19 protein-coding genes are annotated in these 17671 nt (G+C 68.6%); 2 read left to right on the top strand and 17 right to left on the bottom strand.

What is annotated here, in order from left to right:
- The 3 genes from ACY0I8_RS02140 to ACY0I8_RS02130 form a co-directional block, all read right to left on the bottom strand.
- On the bottom strand, positions 1 to 3081 hold the full coding sequence (locus ACY0I8_RS02140; RefSeq protein WP_461393381.1) for an FAD-dependent oxidoreductase: 3081 nt from the start codon (positions 3079 to 3081) through the stop codon (positions 1 to 3).
- Positions 3082 to 3209: 128 nt separating this feature from the next.
- Positions 3210 to 3764, bottom strand: a complete 555-nt coding sequence (locus ACY0I8_RS02135; RefSeq protein WP_461393380.1) for a 4Fe-4S dicluster domain-containing protein — start codon at positions 3762 to 3764, stop codon at positions 3210 to 3212.
- A gap of 20 nt (positions 3765 to 3784) precedes the next feature.
- A complete protein-coding gene (locus tag ACY0I8_RS02130) occupies positions 3785 to 5791 on the bottom strand; it encodes an aldehyde ferredoxin oxidoreductase family protein (RefSeq protein ID WP_461393379.1) in 2007 nt (668 codons plus the stop codon).
- A gap of 368 nt (positions 5792 to 6159) precedes the next feature.
- Here ACY0I8_RS02130 and ACY0I8_RS02125 point away from each other — a divergent pair, with 368 nt between their 5' ends.
- Positions 6160 to 6483, top strand: a complete 324-nt coding sequence (locus tag ACY0I8_RS02125) for a YnfA family protein (RefSeq protein WP_461393414.1) — start codon at positions 6160 to 6162, stop codon at positions 6481 to 6483.
- Between the two features lie 55 nt (positions 6484 to 6538).
- On the opposite strand, the gene ACY0I8_RS02120 is transcribed toward ACY0I8_RS02125, so the two are convergent.
- The 14 genes from ACY0I8_RS02120 to ACY0I8_RS02055 form a co-directional block, all read right to left on the bottom strand.
- Positions 6539 to 7135 carry an FmdE family protein gene (locus ACY0I8_RS02120; protein WP_461393378.1) on the bottom strand — a complete coding sequence of 199 codons (597 nt, stop codon included), beginning with the start codon at positions 7133 to 7135 and terminating at the stop codon, positions 6539 to 6541.
- 224 nt (positions 7136 to 7359) lie between these two features.
- Positions 7360 to 7848: a DUF302 domain-containing protein gene (locus ACY0I8_RS02115; RefSeq protein ID WP_461393377.1), complete on the bottom strand. Its 489-nt coding sequence runs from the start codon at positions 7846 to 7848 to the stop codon at positions 7360 to 7362.
- 20 nt (positions 7849 to 7868) lie between these two features.
- Entirely contained in the window at positions 7869 to 8891 is a 1023-nt protein-coding gene (locus tag ACY0I8_RS02110) for a permease (protein ID WP_461393376.1), read from the bottom strand.
- Between the two features lie 575 nt (positions 8892 to 9466).
- Entirely contained in the window at positions 9467 to 10231 is a 765-nt protein-coding gene (locus ACY0I8_RS02105; protein ID WP_461393375.1) for a universal stress protein, read from the bottom strand.
- Positions 10232 to 10365: 134 nt separating this feature from the next.
- Positions 10366 to 10923, bottom strand: a complete 558-nt coding sequence (locus ACY0I8_RS02100; protein ID WP_461393374.1) for a (Fe-S)-binding protein — start codon at positions 10921 to 10923, stop codon at positions 10366 to 10368.
- A gap of 149 nt (positions 10924 to 11072) precedes the next feature.
- Positions 11073 to 12200: a cysteine desulfurase family protein gene (locus tag ACY0I8_RS02095; RefSeq protein ID WP_461393373.1), complete on the bottom strand. Its 1128-nt coding sequence runs from the start codon at positions 12198 to 12200 to the stop codon at positions 11073 to 11075.
- Between the two features lie 66 nt (positions 12201 to 12266).
- Positions 12267 to 12410, bottom strand: a complete 144-nt coding sequence (locus tag ACY0I8_RS02090) for a hypothetical protein (protein WP_461393372.1) — start codon at positions 12408 to 12410, stop codon at positions 12267 to 12269.
- Positions 12411 to 12454: 44 nt separating this feature from the next.
- Positions 12455 to 12685: a thioredoxin family protein gene (locus ACY0I8_RS02085; RefSeq protein WP_461393371.1), complete on the bottom strand. Its 231-nt coding sequence runs from the start codon at positions 12683 to 12685 to the stop codon at positions 12455 to 12457.
- A gap of 407 nt (positions 12686 to 13092) precedes the next feature.
- Complete coding sequence (locus ACY0I8_RS02080; RefSeq protein ID WP_461393370.1) at positions 13093 to 13797, bottom strand: cytochrome c biogenesis CcdA family protein; 705 nt, start codon at positions 13795 to 13797, stop codon at positions 13093 to 13095.
- On the bottom strand, positions 13794 to 14993 hold the full coding sequence (locus tag ACY0I8_RS02075; RefSeq protein WP_461393369.1) for a permease: 1200 nt from the start codon (positions 14991 to 14993) through the stop codon (positions 13794 to 13796). Before ACY0I8_RS02075 ends, ACY0I8_RS02080 begins: the two co-directional genes overlap by 4 nt.
- Positions 14990 to 15409, bottom strand: a complete 420-nt coding sequence (locus tag ACY0I8_RS02070; RefSeq protein WP_461393368.1) for a thioredoxin family protein — start codon at positions 15407 to 15409, stop codon at positions 14990 to 14992. The genes ACY0I8_RS02075 and ACY0I8_RS02070 overlap by 4 nt, the downstream gene beginning before the upstream one ends.
- 17 nt (positions 15410 to 15426) lie before the next feature.
- On the bottom strand, positions 15427 to 16212 hold the full coding sequence (locus tag ACY0I8_RS02065; protein WP_461393367.1) for a sulfite exporter TauE/SafE family protein: 786 nt from the start codon (positions 16210 to 16212) through the stop codon (positions 15427 to 15429).
- Complete coding sequence (locus ACY0I8_RS02060) at positions 16209 to 16640, bottom strand: thioredoxin family protein (RefSeq protein WP_461393366.1); 432 nt, start codon at positions 16638 to 16640, stop codon at positions 16209 to 16211. The genes ACY0I8_RS02065 and ACY0I8_RS02060 overlap by 4 nt, the downstream gene beginning before the upstream one ends.
- Complete coding sequence (locus ACY0I8_RS02055; protein ID WP_461393365.1) at positions 16637 to 17005, bottom strand: thioredoxin domain-containing protein; 369 nt, start codon at positions 17003 to 17005, stop codon at positions 16637 to 16639. The genes ACY0I8_RS02060 and ACY0I8_RS02055 overlap by 4 nt, the downstream gene beginning before the upstream one ends.
- Positions 17006 to 17167: 162 nt before the next feature.
- Between ACY0I8_RS02055 and ACY0I8_RS02050 the strand changes: the two genes are divergently transcribed.
- On the top strand, positions 17168 to 17509 hold the full coding sequence (locus ACY0I8_RS02050; protein ID WP_461393364.1) for an ArsR/SmtB family transcription factor: 342 nt from the start codon (positions 17168 to 17170) through the stop codon (positions 17507 to 17509).
- Positions 17510 to 17671: the final 162 nt, after the last annotated feature.

Here is a 17671-nt window from a genome sequence, read left to right as displayed (position 1 = left end):
TCACCCGCCGACCAGGGCCACCTCGATCTGGGCCTCGAACTCCTCGTCGGTGAAGTGCTTGAGCGAGATGGCGCCCGTGGGGCAGACCACGTTGCACAGCCCGTCCCCCTTGCACAGCACGGGGTTCACCGTGGCCCGGCGGTTCGGGCCCATCTGGACCGCCCCGTAGGAGCAGGCCAGCACGCACTGCCCGCACGAGACGCATTTCTCCTCGTCCACCACGCACACGGCCCCGGAGGCCACCACCGTGTCGTGGGTGAGCAGGGCCACGGCCCGGCCGGCCGCGCCCTGGGCCTGGCTGATCACCTCGGGCAGATGCTTGGGGTACTGGGCCGCGCCGCACAGGTACACCCCGTCGGTGGCGAACTCCACGGGCCGGAGCTTTACGTGGGCCTCCTTGAAGAACCCGTCCGGGCCCAGGGCCACCTGGAACATCTGGGCGAGCCGGGGGGCGTCGTCCCGGGGTATGGCCGCGGCGGCGAGCGACACCAGGTCGGCGTCGATGGCGAGCTCGGTGCCCAGGATCGGGTCGGTGACCCGCACCCGCAGCCGCCCGCCGTCCCCCTCGGAAACCTCGGGCCGGGTTTCGGGGGTGTACCGGATGAACGCCACGCCCCGCTTCGATGCCTCCCGGTAGGCGTCTTCCCGCATGCCGTAGGTGCGCATGTCGCGGAAGAGCACGTACACGTCGGTGTCGGGGTTCGTCTCCTTGAGGGTCAGGGCGTTCTTGACGGCGTGGCTGCAGCACACCCGGGCGCAGTAGTTTCGCTCCTCGTTCCGGCAGCCCACGCACTGGATCATGACCACGCTCTCGGCGGCCGCCACCCGCTCGTCGCCCGCGGCGAGCGCCTCCTCCAGTTCGAGGTGGGTGAGCACCCGGTCGCTCCGGCCGTAGAGGTACTCCGCCGGCCGGAGTTCGTCCGCCCCGGTGGCGATGACCGCAACCCCGTGCTTGAGGTCCTGGGTGCGGCCCCTCACGCCCACCCGGGTCACGAAGTTGCCCACGTATCCCCAGGCGCCGGTGATCGTGGCGTCGGTGTACACGTGGATCAGGGGGTGGCGGTGGACCTTCGCCACCAGGTCGCGCACGAACGTTTGGACGTCGAGCCCCTCCAGCGTGCGGCGCAGCCGGAGGGCCGTGCCGCCGAGCTCCGGCTCCCGCTCCACCAGGTAGACCAGGTGCCCCTGGTCGGCGATGTGGAGCGCCGCGGTCATGCCGGCCACCCCGCCCCCTATCACGAGCGCGGCCTTGGTCACCGGAAGGTCGAACTCCTGGAGCGGCTCCAGGTGCTCGGCCCGGGCGACGGCCATGCGCACTAGGTCCAGGGCCTTCCGGGTGGCCTTTTCCTTCTCCTTGGGGTGCACCCAGGAGCAGTGCTCCCGGATGTTGGCCATCTCCAGGTAGTACTGATTCAGGCCCGCCTCCTTGAGGGTGTCGCGGAACAGGGGCTCCAGGGTCCGGGGGGAGCAGGCCGCGATCACCACCCGGTTGAGGCGTTCCTCCTGGATCACCCGGGTGATGTCCTTGGCCGAGTTGGTGGCGCACGAGAAGAGTTGCTCGTCGGCGAACACCACGTGGGGCAGCGTCTTCACCTGCTCGACCACCCAGGGCACGTTCACCACGCGGCCGATGTTGGCCCCGCAGTGGCACACGAACACCCCGATCCGCAACTCCTCGGCCGAGGCGTCCCGCTCCAGCGGGTACTCGCGCTCGACCGCGAGCTTGCCGCGCCTGCGGTTGAGAAGCCGGCCGCACTGGGACCCGGCGGCGCTCGCCCCGAACACCGACTCGGGGATGTCGGCGGGCCCCTGGAACGCCCCGCTCACGTACACCCCGGGCCGGGTGGTTTCCACCGGGTTGTCCGGCGACACCTTCACGAACCCGTGGTCGGTGAGCTCCACCCCGAAGGTCTCGGCCAGGCGCGGGGCATCGGCCGGCGGGGTGAGGCCGACCGAGAGCACCACGAGGTCGAAGGCCTCCTCCTTCACCCCCTCGTCCGGGGTGGAGTAGCGCACCGTGACCTGCCCGGTCTCGGGGTCCTCCCCGGTGATCGAGGCGTAACTCCGGATGAACCGGACCCCGGGCAGGGCCTCGGCCCTCTGGTAGTAGGGCTCGAAGTCCTTGCCGTAGGCCCGGATGTCGTTATGGAACACCGTGCACTCGGCGTCGGCCTCGTGCTCTTTGGTCAGGAGGACCTGCTTCTGGGTGTAGGTGCAGCACACGGCCGAGCAGTAACTCTTGGCCCCCTCCCGCACCTGCCGCGAGCCCACACACTGGAGCCAGGCAACCCGTTTGGGGGGCTTTCCGTCCGACGGCCGGCGGATGTGGCCCTGGAACGGGCCCGTGGAGCTCATGAGCCGCTCGTAGTCGAGGCTGGTCACCACGTTGGCGAACTCTCCGTAGCGGTACTCCCGGAGCGCCCTCGGATCGAACGCCTCGAATCCCGTGGCCAGGATCACGGCCCCCACCCGGACCTCCACCGTCTCCTCGGTCTGGGTGAAGTCCACGGCCTTCGCCTGGCACACGGCCTCGCAGATGCCGCACTTGCGGTCTTTGAGGTACAGGCACGACTCATCGATGTAGGTGATGAGGGGGATGGCCTGGGAGAAATAGATGTGGATCGCCTTGCTGAGCGAAAGCCCCTGGTTGTAAGGGTCGGGGCACTCGACGGGGCAGTACTCCACGCACACGGCGCACCCCGTGCACTTCTCCTCGTCCACGTACCGGGGCTTCTTCTTGAGGAACACGCGAAAGTTCCCCACGTTGCCCCGCACGCTTTCGACCTCGGTGTACGTCAGAACCTCGATGTTGGGCTGCCGGCCGACCTCGACCAGTTTCGGTGCGAGGATTCAGGTGGAGCACTCGTTGGTCGGGAAGGTCTTGTCCAGTTGGGCCATGTGGCCCCCGAGCGACGGCGCCGAGTCCACCAGGTAGACCTTGAACCCGGCGGCGCTCAGGTCGAGGGCCGCCTGCACCCCGCTGATGCCGCCGCCCACCACCATGACGTCGCCGAACTCGGCGTCGCCGAGCTTTCGAAAGAGTCCCTGGGCCTTGAGCCGTTCCAAGAGTTCGTTCGCCATGGTCGCTCCCGTAGGGCTAGAAGGCTGGAAAGCCAAAGGGCTACGAGGCTGGGAGGCCCGGGAGCCCGGAAACGCGCTCCCGGCGGTCTCCCGATCCCGCTGGGCTCGGTCGGGCCGGGCCCGATCGGTCAGTCCTTTTTCGCCAGCCGGGCCAGCGTCTCGAGCACCGTCTCCGTCCCGTAGCGGTCCATCAGGGCCTCGAGGCCCACCTGCACGTCGTCGGGCCGCTCCTCTTCCTCCTCGTCCACCTCGACCTCCACCTCCTCGTAGGTCAGGGCGTCCACGAGGCACCACTTGACGCAAAGGGGTTCCTCGGTGTCCGGGAGGCTTTCGCACATGTCGCACTTGAGGGGCAGGCCCGAGTCGGGCTCCTTGAAGTCGGCCCGCGAGGGGCAGGCGGCCCGGCAGAACGCACACTCGTCGTAGAACTTGCCGTCGAGGGTGTAGGTGTTGCGGCCCAGGCACTCGGCCGGGGTGTACTCCCCGGCGTACACGGGCACGTACACGTCCCGCAGGGGATCGGTGAGCACCCGGATCCGGGCCCGGGCCGGGTTGTTGGTGCTGTACTCCGGCGACGCGTGGAAGGCCGAGCAGATCATCTCGCAGGCCCGGCAGCCGTTGCACTTGTCCGCGTCGATGTGGATCCGCTTCACGATTTTGGTCTTCTTCTTCGGCTCAGACATGTCGGCACGCACCTTTGGGATCACTCGACCGGGGTCTCGTCGGACGCCGTGGCGGCGCCGGCTCCGTTTCCTTCTTTCAGGATGCCCTTTTCCACGAACTCCTTGGCCACGTAGTCGAGGCCAAGGTCTTCCAGGGTTTCCTTGGTGGGGATGCCGTCCTCGTTCCAGCCCCGGTAGGCGTAGTAGGTGTCGAGGAGCTTCTTTTCCAGATCGGGGAACCGGTGTTTCCAGTGGTTCTCCGGCGGTTTCTCGTCCTTGCGGCGCATGCCCCGGCGGATGTTGTTGGCCCGCACCAGGGTGCGGTACCGCCAGGCCGTCTTCCAGAGGGTCTTCTCGTCCATCTCGAACCCGGCCCCGGCCTCGATGATCTTGGGGTAGTTGTGGATGTGGTACGGCGGCTTCAGGGGAAACGACGACAACCCGGCACACATCCCGAGGGCGTCGTCGATGTAGTGCATCGTCTCCTGCCAGTCCACGATCTCGCAGCACATCTCCGGGGTCGGATAGTAGGGGATCGAGTTCTCGCCCCGGGGTTCCCAGTTGAGGAAGTACTCCTTGATCCGCTCGTGGGGCACCTGGAACCAGTCCTTGACGAACTCCTCGCGGTCCTTCCGGTCGGGGAACGGCGCCTGGGGGAACTGGCCCTCGATCTGGGTGATGTTGATCTTCTCCCCGGTGCTGTACATGAGGAAGTAGATGGGATTGAGCATCGAGAGCTTCAGGGGCAGCTGCTCGTGCTTTTTGATCGTGTTATGGGCGTAGGCCTCGGCCCCCTTGCCGATCTTCTGGGCCGCCCAGTAGGTGCCGTCGGCCAGCACGTCGCCGATGCCCTCGCGGCGCACGATCCGGTCGAGCAGCCAGTAGAACCGCTCCTCGTTGTCCTTGGGGAACCCGGGCATGTCCTCGTCGGTGAGGATCCCGTTTTCGTAGAGCTCCACCGCGAACGCCATGACCTGGGGCGTGGAGAACCCGTCCACCCCGTACTCCGTGGCCCGCTGGGCGATCCGGAGCCCGAACTCCAGGTCCGAAAACGCGGCCATGGTGTAGTTGAGCTTGGAGAAGCACTTCATCATGTAGGTGGGAACCCCTGGCAGGCTCAAGGTGGCCCCGCACTTCATCGGGCAGTTGTAGCAGCTGATGAGCCGTCGTCGGGCCTTCTCCAGGGTCTCGGTCCACTGCCTTTCGATCTCTTCGGTCCAGAAGCCCTTGCGACGGACCCGCGAGTTCCCCCACATGAAGTTCTCGGTGTGCCACTTCTCGTCGTGGATCGCCATCTCCTGGGGTGAGCCCAGACCGGCGAGGATCGGCATGACGCCCTTGATGGGGTTTGCCGCCCGCCACTGGATGTAGTCCATCACCTCGTCGCACAGCTTCAGGAACTCGTCGGGTCGGGCCACGCCGATGTCCCGGGTGCCCCGCACCGCGATGGCCTTGACGTTCTTGTCGCCCATCACGGCGCCGAGCCCCTGCCGGCTCGCGCTGGAGCGGCCCTGCTCGATCGAGGCGAAAAACACCCGGTTTTCCCCGGCCAAGCCGATGGCCGCCACCTGGGCCCGGGGCTGGCCGAGTTCCTTTTTGATGATCTCGGCGGTCTCGATGGCGCCTTTGCCCGCCAGGTGCCGGGCGTCCCGGATCTCCACCTTGTTGTCGTGGATCCAGATGTACACGAGATCGGGGGATTTCCCCCGGAGGATCACCTTGTCGTACCCGGCGTATTTGAGTTCCGGGGCCCAGAACCCCCCCATCATCGAGAAGGCCATGAGCCGGGTCTGGGGGGAGATCGTCGAGACGATGGTGCGGTTGCAGCCGATGGCCGGGGTGCCGCACAGGAGCCCGGCGCTAAAGATGAGTAGGTTGTCTTCGGAAAAGGGGTCGACCTCCGGCGGGACCCGGTCCCAGATGATCTTGGCGTTGGTGCCGAGCCCTCCGAGGTAGAGCCGGGTTTCCTCGGGGTCGGTGACCACCTTCTGGATGTTGCCGCTCGACAGGTCGATCTCCAGATTGACGCCGGTCTCTGCGTACCTCATGGGTTCCTCGTGTTGGCGGTGCGATGGGACGGGTTGGGGGCCGCGGTGCTTTTCGGCCCAATCGGTTACTGGCTCCCGGCGTCACACGGGCCCCGAGTGTCTGGCGCGGTCCATGGGGCGCAGAGAGCGATAGGCTCCGAATGCAAACGACGGACCGCGGGGGGGTCTGCTTGAGGAAATGTAGTCTGGACGAGGAGTTGTCGGCCAAGCCGCCGGCGCGGAAGGCGGGGTCGGCAGTCCGGTGGGGCGGTAGAAAGTGACCGGTCCGCGGGTAAACCTGAACGACTCGGTACCGCTCCGGGGCTGTGTGGTACCCTCTAAAAAGATCGCGAACCGGACGTTTCGAGAGGAGATGTTCCATGGCAGAGGTGTTTCGCGCCGGGGTTCTCTTTTTCCTGGCGGGCTTGTGCGAGATCGGGGGCGGGTACCTGGTGTGGCTGTGGCTCCGGGAGGGCCGGAGCGGATGGCTGGGGTTCTGGGGCGGAATCGTGCTGGTGCTCTACGGGATCATCCCGACGCTCCAGGCCTTTCCCCATTTCGGCCGGGTGTATGCCGCCTACGGCGGGGTGTTCGTGGTGCTCTCGGTGCTGTGGGGCTGGAGCATCGACGGGGTGGCGCCCGACCGCTGGGACACCGTGGGGAGCCTCGTGTGCCTGGCCGGGGTAGGTCTCATCCTCTACGGGCCGCGGTGAGGTTCGCAAGGGCGGCCGCCGGACCCGGGCCGGGCCGGCAGCCGCGCTCCTCGGTTCAGTTCTCGGCACACCCCCCGCACAGGGTCTTGCCATCCTTCTCCGCCACGGCGTTCGTGAACACCGCCTCGCCGCAGGCGTCGCAGCGCACCACGTCGAAGCAGGCCTTCCCGCCTTCCCACGGGTAGTCGAAGGGCTCCGAGACGTTCAGGAACTGCTCCTCCGGCAGCGAGAGCACCCGGTCCAGGAGCGGCGCCAGGATCTCCGCGGGCACGTCCTGGGGCGGCACCCCCTGGCGGCGCTGCTGCACGAAGGGGGACTGGAGCGCCTGCTCGAAAAACTCGGGCTTCAGGCTCACCCGGACGGCCTTGCCCCGTTGGGTGTCCACCAGGGTGAAGGCCATCTTGTTCCAGTACTTCTTCTCGATGTTCGATTTGCCGTAGGTGCACCCGGTGGCGGCCATGATGCCGTCCAGAAAGCACCCGGCGGCGTGGCCCTTTCCGGTCTCGGAGATCACGTAGAGTTCCTTGTCCTGGGCTCGTTCGGCCCCCAGCGCCTTCATGGCCGCCAGCCCCGCCCGCAGGCCCATGGGCATGGCCGGGCACCGGTGGCCGTGGAACTTCACCGCCATGTCGAAAAGTTCGTCGAACTGCATGCTGCACCTCCTTAGGTAGGGTCTACGGTCTACGGTCTACGGTCTGCCGGTCTGCCGGCCTTGCGGCGAACCGGCTGCCTCGCGGGGTGCCGAAGTCGTCTTCCGAACTCCGATTCCTGGCACGGGACCCGGGCCGATCGCCCCCTTCGTGGCGGCCCTTCCGCGGGGGCTGGGCCCCGGGGGTGCCCCCTCGGCCGGGCCCGGGTTTGCTCGCCAGCGTGCGCTCAGCCCCGGGGCGCCGGCGAGGGGGTGCGGTTTAGGCTTCCCAGGATCCCTTCGGTTTCCTCGGTGACCCGGGCCATGATGCGACCGACCCATCGGCCGAAGATCGGCGCCAGGAGCCCGGTGTTCATCTGGGCCACCGTGACCGAGCCGTCTTCTTCCTCGTACACGGCGATCCGGCACGGCATGATGCCGGCGAGCCGGCGGTACGCCCCGCGGCCCAACACCCGGGCCGCGTAGGCCGGTTTGCACAGGCTGATCACCCGGACCCGGGGTTCCAGAACCTCCCCGGCGTTCCGGATGCTCCCGGTGAGGTCGTAAACCTTCGGCACCGACCACCCGGCGTTCCGGGCGGCCTCGCACAGCCGCTCGACGGTGTGGTCCACGTCCAGGGGGCTGGTGCGCCGCACAAGCATCCACCGCCGCATGCCCCAGAGGGCGGCGGCCGTCGTCCCCGCAACTCCCACGATCACGCCGGCCACGAACACCATGGGTCACCTCCTTTCGCCCTCTACAGGAGCGCGTTGAACAGGTACCCGACGAGTAGGATTCCCGCGCCCACCACCGAAATGAACGTCGCGATGAGCCGGGGCTTCAGGACCTTGCGCAGGATCACCATCTCGGGCAGCGACAGGGCGATCACGCTCATCATGAACGCGAGCACCGTGCCGAGCGCGGCCCCCTTGCCCAGGAGGGCCTGGACCACCGGGATGATGCCGGCCGCGTTGGAGTACATGGGCACGCCGATCACCACGGCCAACGGCACCGACCACCAGGCGCCCTTGCCCATGATCGAGGCCATGAAGTTCTCGGGTACGTAGCCGTGGATGCCGGCCCCCACCGCGATGCCCAGGGCCACGTAGATCCACACCCGGCCCACGATGTCGCGCACGGCGTCGAGCCCGGCGCCGACCCGCTCCGGCCAGGTCAGGGCCGCGCCCTCCTGCCTGGCCACCGGGCCGTCCAGGTTGCGCACCCAGTCCTCCACGTGGCGCTCCATGTGCATCCGGCCGATCACCCAGCCCGCCACCACAGCCACACTGAGCCCGGTGGCCAGGTAGAGCGCCGCGATCTTCCATCCGAACAACCCGAGCAGGAGCACCAGGGCGATCTCGTTTACCATGGGCGCCGAGATCAGAAACGACAGGGTCACCCCCAGGGGCACCCCGGCCGTGACGAACCCGATGAAAAGGGGCACGGCCGAGCAGGAGCAAAACGGGGTGACGATCCCGAGCAGCGCCGCGAGCACGTTGCCCACGGATTCGCGTTTTCCGGCCAGGATGGCCCGGGTGCGCTCCGGCGTGAAGAACGTGCGCACGATGCCCACGCCGAACACCACCAGGGTCAGGAGCAGCAGGACCTTGGGCACCTCGAAGGCGAAAAAGGTCACGGCGGCGCCCAGGTGCGTGGTCGGGTCCACGCCGAGCAGATCGCGAGTGAGCCAGTCGGTCAGGGGCGCGAGGTTGTGGTACAGGCCGAACCACCCGGCCAACCCCGCGGCCAGGGCGGCCCAGAGGGGAAATCCGGTGAACATCGATGCGGGCTTCGGCTGGGTTGGGATAGAACAGCTTGAACTGTTGGGGGCCATGGGGTGCTCCTCGTGTCTATATATCGGTAAATAACGTTTCGGTTATATTCGATGCCGCACGCGCCGGAAGGTTTCAGGGGTGAACCCCTATTTTTCGTCGGGTGGGCGACCCCTCACGCCAGCGCCTCGGATTCGCACCGGTCCAGCTCCAACTGCAGGGTGATGTGGTGCATTCCGTAGTGGCCGCGAAGAAAGTGTTCGATCCGTTCCTCCAGGGGTTGGGTAGTGCTCACCGGCAGGTTCTCCGCCTCCACGTGGCATCGAAATGGGAGTCGTCCACGCCCCAAAGATGCACATGGTGCGGGATGCGCATCTCCTGAAGGGCCTCGATTCCCCCCAGGGGGTGAGGCGGGCAAACCGATGCCGGGCCGGCCAGCGATCAGCCCCGGCTCGCGGGCGCTGGTCGCGTCGAGAGGGCGCCCGGGGCCGGGCACCATCTCCGCGCCGCCGGGTGCGATCCGTTCATGGCCAGGCTCGTGGGGCGCCCGGGAGCGGCCGAGGGGCTCACGGCTTAGGCGGGCTCACCCCTCGAAGCACCCGGGCACGAGCAACACCGCCCGGTCGGCGTGCCGCGCCACGTGCTGGGCTACGCTCCCCACCACCATCTCCTCGGCCCAACCGTGGCCCCGGGTGCCCAACACCACGAGGCTCGCGTCCGTCTCGGCCGCGATCTCCAAGATCCGCTTCGCCGGCCGTCCGGCCTCGACGCGGATGTTCACCTCCGAGGCCCCGGCGCTTCGAAGGGACTCCTCTAGCGCCGAGAGTTCGTCCCGCTCGGCCTGGGAGAGGGCCGTTTCGTCGGCCGTTGGCCGGGATCCCCACCCGCGGGAGGCTCGCACGTGAACGACCGTCACCTTCGCACGGGTGTCGGCGACGATCCGGCCCACGAGCTCTGCTGCCGCGGCCGCGCAGGGGGAAAAGTCCGTTGCGAGCAGGAGGTGGGAGCCGAAGATGTCCGGCCACACGCGGCACCGCGTTTCGTCGGAACCGCACTGGAGGCCGAGAAGGGGGTAGGTGGACTGGTGGAGCAGGGCGTCCGCGAGCGGATGCACCACGGCCTCTTGAAACAACCCCGGGGAGAATCGGGACACGACCAGGAGATCCGCCTTTTCCCGGTACGCCGTCTGAAGCACGGCCTCGACGGGCTCGCCCCGGGGCGTGTGAGGCACGACCCGCAGGCCGAGGCGTTCGAGCTTCTTTTTCTGCTGCTCCAGGTCGGCGTCGGCGAGCTGTTTAAGAAGCCGCGGTGCACCCAGGCTGCGAGACGGGTCCGGCAAAGGCCGCACCAGGTGTACCTCTCGCGCGCCGGACTCCGCGGCCCCCCGTAGGCAGTTCGGAAAGGACGGTACGGGCGAGAACAGGTCCGAGGGGACCAGCAGCGAGGAAAACATGGCGTACCTCCTGCCCGGGTTTCCCGGGCTCAGCCGGAAAGGAACTCCGGGGGCACCTCGTACCCCGCCTCCTCCAAGAGTTCCAAAAGCGTGACCCGTTTGTCCCGGAACGCGGGTGTGAAGAGCGGCCGGCAGGCCAGCACCGAGACCTCGTCCGCGAGGAGCTTGGCGGCGAACGCCAGGCACGAGGGTTCCCCGCACTCCCGGCAGTTGGTGCCCGGAAGCCCCTTGTAGATCTGCAGCGCCGTGAGCTGGAGGCCCCGGTCGTAGCTCGGGGTGATCTCGGCCCGGCGCTCCCAGACCTCGTTCAGGCGGGCCACGAGGGCGTCGAGTTCGGCGCGGGCGTGTTCCACGTCTCTGAGCTTCGTGGCCGTGATCTCGCCGTTTTTCACGGTGAAGCACATGCCTTCCCGCTTGAAGGTGAGGGTCCGGGCGCCGGGGTTGAAGACGGCTCGCTTTTCCTCGGCGTTCAGGTAGGGAAGGACCTCCCCGGCCTCGCCCTTGAGCCGGGCCATCACCCGGATCTTGGCCGTGTCGGCGATGCAGGGGAGAACCGTGGTGATCTCGTACCCCTCGATCTTCGGCATCGAAGCCCCCTTGGGCCCCGGCGGGCCCTACAACGCAGGGAGGGAATGGGTTGGGACGGGCAGCGACGCCGAAATCCAAAAGGTTTTCCGCCGCTAGGCCGCCCGGCGGCCCCGCAGCCCGGCTGGACGTTGCCTAAGGAAGCTTTCGTTCACCGGTTGCGAGCCAGCCGCGCCAGGGCCTCCGCGACCCGGTCGATCTCCTCCCCCGTGTTGTCCCGGCCCAGGCTGAACCGGATCGAGGAGCGGGCCTCGGCCGGGGGAACCCCCATGGCCAAAAGCACGTGGGAGGGTCGGGTGTCGCCGGTGGTGCAGGCCGACCCGGTGCCCACGGCGATGCCCTCCCGGTCGAGGGCCAGCACCAGGTCCTCGGCCTCCCAGCCGGGCACCGACACGTTCAAGGTGTTGGGCAGGCCCCGCCCGGGGTCGCCGTGGCGGCGCACACCGGGCACGGCGTCCCGGAGCCCGGCCCAGAGCCGGTCGCGCAGGGCCGCGATCCGTGGGCCGTCCTCAGAAAGCCGCTCCCGGGCGAGGTCGGCGGCCACGCCCAAAGCATGGGCCAGGGCTACGGGTTCCGTGCCGGCCCGCAGGCCCCGCTCCTGGGTTCCCCCCACCAGCAGCGGCTGGAGGGGAAGGCCGGGCCGCACCCACAGGGCCCCGATGCCCCGGGGCCCGTGGAACTTGTGGCCGGAGAGGCTCAGGAGGTCCACCCCCAGGGCCTCCACGTCCACCGGGATCTTTCCGCAGGCCTGCACCGCGTCGGTGTGGACGGGAACGTCCCGGGCCCGGCAGACCCGGGCGATCTCGGCCACGGGCTGGAGGGTTCCGACCTCGTTGTTGGCGAGCATCACCGACACCAGGGCGGTGTCGGGCCGCAGGGCGGCTTCCACGGCCCGGGGATCCACGCGGCCCGCCCGGTCCACGGGGAGGTAGGTCACGGCCACCCCCTCGGCCTCGAGCCGGACCGCCGACCGGAGCACGGCCTTGTGTTCCACCATGGTGGTCACCAGGTGGCGGCCGGCGGCGGGCAGCCGGAGGCGGCCGAACAGGGCCAGGGCATCGGCCTCCGTGCCCCCCGACGTGAACACCACCTGCCCCGGGTCCGGGGCGCCGATGAGCCGGGCCACCCGCTCGCGGGCCCGGTCCAGAGCGGCCTTGGCGGCCCGGCCCACCCCGTACAGGGTGGAGGGGTTCCCCCAGGCCTCCTGGGAGGCCCAGGCCAGGGCCTCGACCACCTGGGGATCCGGGCGGGTCGTGGCGTTGTGGTCGAGGTAGATCACCGCCGGGACTCCGGCTCAGGGCCCGGGAGGTACGGGATGCGCGCCGCGCATCTCGAAGTACGGGCGTCAGGCCGTGGCCCGGGCGTGGCGGACCTTCTCGGCCAGGGCCTTGCAGATCCGAAGCGCCTCTTCCCGGTCGCCGTCGGCCACGCACCGTTCGAGGGCGATCACATCCCGCGGGTCGATCCTCACAGTGAGTTCGCGTTCCATCCCGGTTCCTCCGTCGGGCCGGGGTTGGTTGCCCGGCCCGCCCGTCAGGACAACATCTTGGCGATCTCGTCGGGCTTGAGCACCTTGCCCGTGGTCTTGACCTCGCCGTCGATGGCCAGGGCCGGGGTGACCATCACCCCCCGCTTCATGATCTCGGCCAGGTCCTCGACCTTGACGACCTCGGCGTCCTTGCCGGCCTTGGCCACGGCTTCCTTGGCGGCCTCGTAGAGCTTGTTGCACTTGGCGCATCCGGTTCCCAGGATCTCGATCTTCATGGGTCACCTCCGTCGTTCGGTGGTTGGAACCCCCTCCCGGCCCCACGGGACCCGGCAAGGGGGAAGGGCATGTTACTGGCACCAACAGAAGTATCGTCAGGTCCCCTTCGTCGCCAGGGAAACCAGCGGGTGGGGGGCTGGTGGAGAGCCGGGTGCGGCCCCTCTCCTCGCCGCGCCCTCACCGGGCTTCAATCGCTTTGGGAGATCCGGAACGTCCGCCACCGATGCCCCGGCCTGCCGAGCCGACAACGGCATGGAAAGGCGCGGCGATCGGGGGCCGCATTCGCGCCCGGCCGGAGCCAGGCCCCCACCCGCCACCCTGCTTTCTCTTAAGAAGTTTGTAACTTGTTGATATACGAGCCATATTCGCCGCCCAGCCGCCCAGCCGCCCAGCCGCCCAGCCGCCCTCACACCGAGTTCACCAGGATCACCACCCCCACCCCGGCGATCAGCACCCCGGCGACCCGCTTGAGCACCCAGTTCGCGCGGCCCAGCCCCCGGGACTGGATCAACTGTTTCGCCACGCCCATGCTGGTGCCCGCCGCCACGATGAGGATGCAGTGGCCCACGGCGTAGGTCCACAGAAGGGCGAGCCCGTAGGGGAGGTTTCCCTGGGACGCGATGTAGGTGAGCACCACCACCAGGATCGGCGCGGCGCAGGGGGCCGACACGAGGCCGAACAGGAGGCCCAGGGTGAAGGCCCCGATCACCCCGGCGTGCTTGGGCCGGTAGCGCGCGAGCCCCTCGGGCACCGAAAAGGTCCAGAGATCCCACAGGTGCGCCGCCATGGCGAAGCACACCGCCGCGATCACCCACGGCCAAAACCGCCCCACGTCGCCGAAAAGCCGCCCCAGGCTCACCGCGATCACCCCCATGGCGGTGAAGCTCACGGCCAGCCCGAACACGAACACCAGCGAAAACCCGAAACTGCGCTTCCATCCCGAGATGCCCTCGTACCCGCCGACGAAGCCGATCACCAGGGGGATCATGGCGAGCACACAGGGGTTCGAGGCCGTCAGGGCTCCGCCCACGAACACGGCCACGAACGCGAGCCAGGGGTTCGTCTGGATGTAGGTCTGGGCGTTTCCCAAGAGCGCTTCGAGCCCGGTCATCCGGCGCCTCCCGCGGCGATCGTGAGGTGGGGGAAGAGGTGGCCGAACACCATGCCGGCCACGGTGGAGAGGAGGACCACGTACACCACGAAAACCAGGGTCTTCTTCGTGCCCAGCACGCTTCGGATCACCAGCATGTTCGGAAGGGAGAGGGCCGGGCCGGCGAGCAGCAGGGCCAGGGCCGGGCCGCTTCCCATGCCGCTGCCCAGGAGACCCTGGAGGATCGGCACCTCGGTGAGGGTGGCGAAGTACATGAGGGCCCCGGCCACCGAGGCGAACAGGTTCGCCCCGAGGGAGTTCCCGCCCACGAGCCGGGCGACCCAGGCGCTTGGGATCAGCCCGGCGTCATGGCCGGGCATGCCCAGGAGAAACCCGGCCACCAGCACCCCGGCGAAAAGAAGCGGCAGGATCTGCTTCGCGAACCCCCAGGTGGACTCGACCCACTCGGCCACCTCGTCCCGGGTGAACCAGGCCCAGACCATCCAGAGGGTCGCCAGGAGCCCCGCGCCGGCCAGTTCCCATTTCACCCCGTACACGGCCTCGGCCCAGCCCACGGGTTCCCGGGGCTTCCCCCAGGCCGCGAACACGAGAACCGCCACCATCGAGGCCAGGTACAAGGCGTTCTTCCACAGGGGACGGGCCGGCTCCTCCTCGGGCAGCGCCAGGAACTGGGCTTGGCGCTCGGCCTCCTCCTTGCGGAACGTGAACGCCATGAGGAGCCCCACGACGTAGGCGAACACCACGGCCCCCACGGCCCGGGCGATGCCGAGCTGCGGGCCCAACACCTTGGCCGTGAGCACGATGGCGAGCACGTTGATGGCCGGGCCCGAGTAGAGGAAGGCCGTGGCCGGGCCGATGCCGGCCCCCCGGGCGTAGATGCCGGCGAAGAGCGGGAGCACCGTGCACGAGCACACGGCGAGCACCGTGCCCGACACCGAGGCCACGGTGTAGGCCAGGGCCCGCTTGGCCTTGCCGCCAAGGTACTTGAGCACGGCGGCCTGGCTGATGAACACGGCGATGGCCCCCGCGATGAAAAACGCGGGGACGAGGCAGGTGAGCACGTGCTTGCGGGCGTAATCCTGGAGCATGAGGAAGCTCTCCAGGATGGCCGTGCTCACCCGGGGGTGGTCCACGGGCACGAAATAGGCGGCGCAGAACACGCCGACGATGAGCAGGAATTTCGTGCGCTCCTTCATGTCGGGCCTCCCTCGTCACGCCCGCTCGCCCCGCGGGCGGCCAGCACCTCCCGGAGTTTCGCCTCCAGGGCGGGCGCCTCCACCAATCCCACGTGCCGGAACACCTCCCGGCCCTGGGCGTCGAAGATGACCACCGTGGGGATCAGGAGCACCTTGTAGCGGGCCGCCATGTCCTCCTCGCGGCCGATGTGCACGAACCGGAACCGGGCCTGGCCCTCGTACGGGGGCGCCAGCGCGTCGAATACCTTGCCCTGCTCGATGCACTGCATGCAGCGGTCCAAGCCGAACCGCACCACCAGGGGCACGCCGGCCTCGCGGGCCGCCCGCTCCAGGGGGCCGTCGGCCGCCCGGGCGGAGGAGCACACGGCCAGCAGCACCACGATCAAGGCGATGTTCACGAGCCGGACCGAACGCATCCCCTGTTCTCCCGTTGTCACGCGCCCCGCACCACCGAGCCCACCATCCACACCGCGATCAGCACGAGGAGCACCCCGAACGCCCGCTTGAGCACGCGCTTGTCCACGGCGAGCGACACCCGCGAGCCCACCTGGGCGCCCAGGAAGCCGCCAAGGGCCAGGGGGAGGGCGAGGCGAAGGTCGAAATGGCCCGCCGCGGCGTGGCCCAGCAGTCCGGTCACGGCCGTCAGGCCCACCATGAGCGAGCTCGTGCCCACCGCCACCTTCATGGGGATCCGGCAGGCGAGCACCATGAGCGGCACCTTGAGGAGCCCCCCGCCCACGCCCAGCATGCCGGCCAGGCCCCCGGCCAGCACCATGAGGGGGATCGTGACCACCCAGTTCACCGAGTACGTTTCCCCGCCCAGGGTGCGCGTCCAGTAGGCGAAGCCCCGTTTCGGCGGATCCGTGCGCTCGGCCACGGGCCGGATCATGAAGTAGGCGCCGACCACGAGCACCGCCGCAAAGATCACCTTGCCCACGTGGCCCGGCACGTACTGGGACAGGTAGCCGCCCAGCACGGCCCCGAGGTTGGTGGCGGGCTCGATGAGGAGCACGAGCTTCCAGTCCAGGAACCCCGCCCGGTGGAACACCAGCATGGCCGAAAGCGAAACGGCCACGATCACGGCCTGGCTCGCCGCGGCGGCGTGATGAAACGGGACTCCCCAGGCGAGGAGGAGCGGCACGTAGAACGCGCCTCCCCCCTGGCCGAGGGCCGAGAACACGGCGGCCACCCCGAAAAAGGCCAGGCCGAGCACGATCATTTCGGCTTCACCCCCATGCGGTGGAGCACCGCCTCCACCATGGGCAGGGGCAGGTACCCCTGGTGCCGGTACACCTCCTCGCCGTCGGGGCCCAGGAACACCTGGGTCGGGATGAGGGTGACCCCGTACTCCCGAGCCATGGCCGGATCCTTACGGACGTCGTAGAACACGACCTCCACCTGGTCGCCGTAGCGCTCCCGCACCGCCTGCATCACGGGCTTCATGGCCTCGCAGGGTTTGCAGCCCTCGCTCCCGAGTTCCAGGAACGCCACCTTCTTCCCCTGATCCGGCCCGGCGCGCCCGGCCGGGAGTTCGACGGGTTCACTCAGGCCCGTAGTCCCCACCTGTCGGACGGCGAGTTCGGGAAGGGCCCACACGGCGGCGCCGGCCGCGGCGAGGCCGACCAACACTAGGACCAGCCGTTTCATCGAGACCCCCTCCGGTTTCGGTATTCGTTCCATTCCCGCAGGAGGTGGCGCGCCTCCACGTAGCCGTAAAACCGGGCGAGCGCCTGACCCCGCTCGTCCCGGAGGATCACCACGGGCACGGCGAACGCCTTGTAGGTTTTTCCCGCCTCCGGGGTCTTGGCGAGGTCCACGACCACCAGGTCCACCTCCCCGCCGGTGTCCGCCAGGAAATTTCGCACCTCCTGTTCGGCCGCCACACAGAGGCTGAGCTGGCAGCCACAGGCGTCGCTCTTGGTGACGAACACGACCGACGGCCGGGAGGCGGCCTGAGCGACGGCGGCCAGGAGGATCGCGGCGAACAGTGCAAGTAGGGCCGGTTTCTGCATGGCAGGTCTCCGGTGGGGATCGAGATATGCCGAAATAGTAATGAAGGAAATTGCCCGGGTCAAGAGGGGAATGCACGGAAGAGAAAAAATGCGTGTGAACGGTTGCACACCGTTTCGGTCGGTGTTAGCATCGGGTCGTCCATATCGATGGAGGGCGATATCATGGAAGATGTGCTGATCCCGGCCAAGGCCCTGGCCGACGAGTCGCGGCTGAAGATTCTGTGGATGCTGGAGGGCCGGGCGCTCTGCGCCTGCGAGATCCAGGCCGTGCTGGGGCTGGCCCAGTCCACCGTGAGCCGGCACATGCAGGTGCTCGAGGAGGCGGGGTTCGTTCTCTCGGAGCGAAACGGGCCCTGGAAGGACTACCGGCTCCACCCGGGGCCATCGCCCTTCGTGCAGGGGCTCCTGGCCCAGGTCCGGCTGGCCGGGGCGGCCCACCCCGCGGCCCGGGAACTCCGCGAGCGGGCCGCCGGGGTGAACCGGCAGAGCGTGTGCGCGGCATGACGACGGCTGGAAGGCTGGAAAGCTGATATGACTGACACCTGTCAAGAGGGTAAACGCCTCCCCTCCTCGGTTTTTTCGTCCCGGTCTGAACCGTATGGGCTCTCGGATGGAGGCAGGGGCGAGAAGCTCAAACCGACGGTGGATCCTGCTGATATGCGCGGG

It is taken from the genome of Deferrisoma sp. (assembly GCF_054681715.1).
This window is presented reverse-complemented; position numbering and strand designations above follow the sequence as displayed.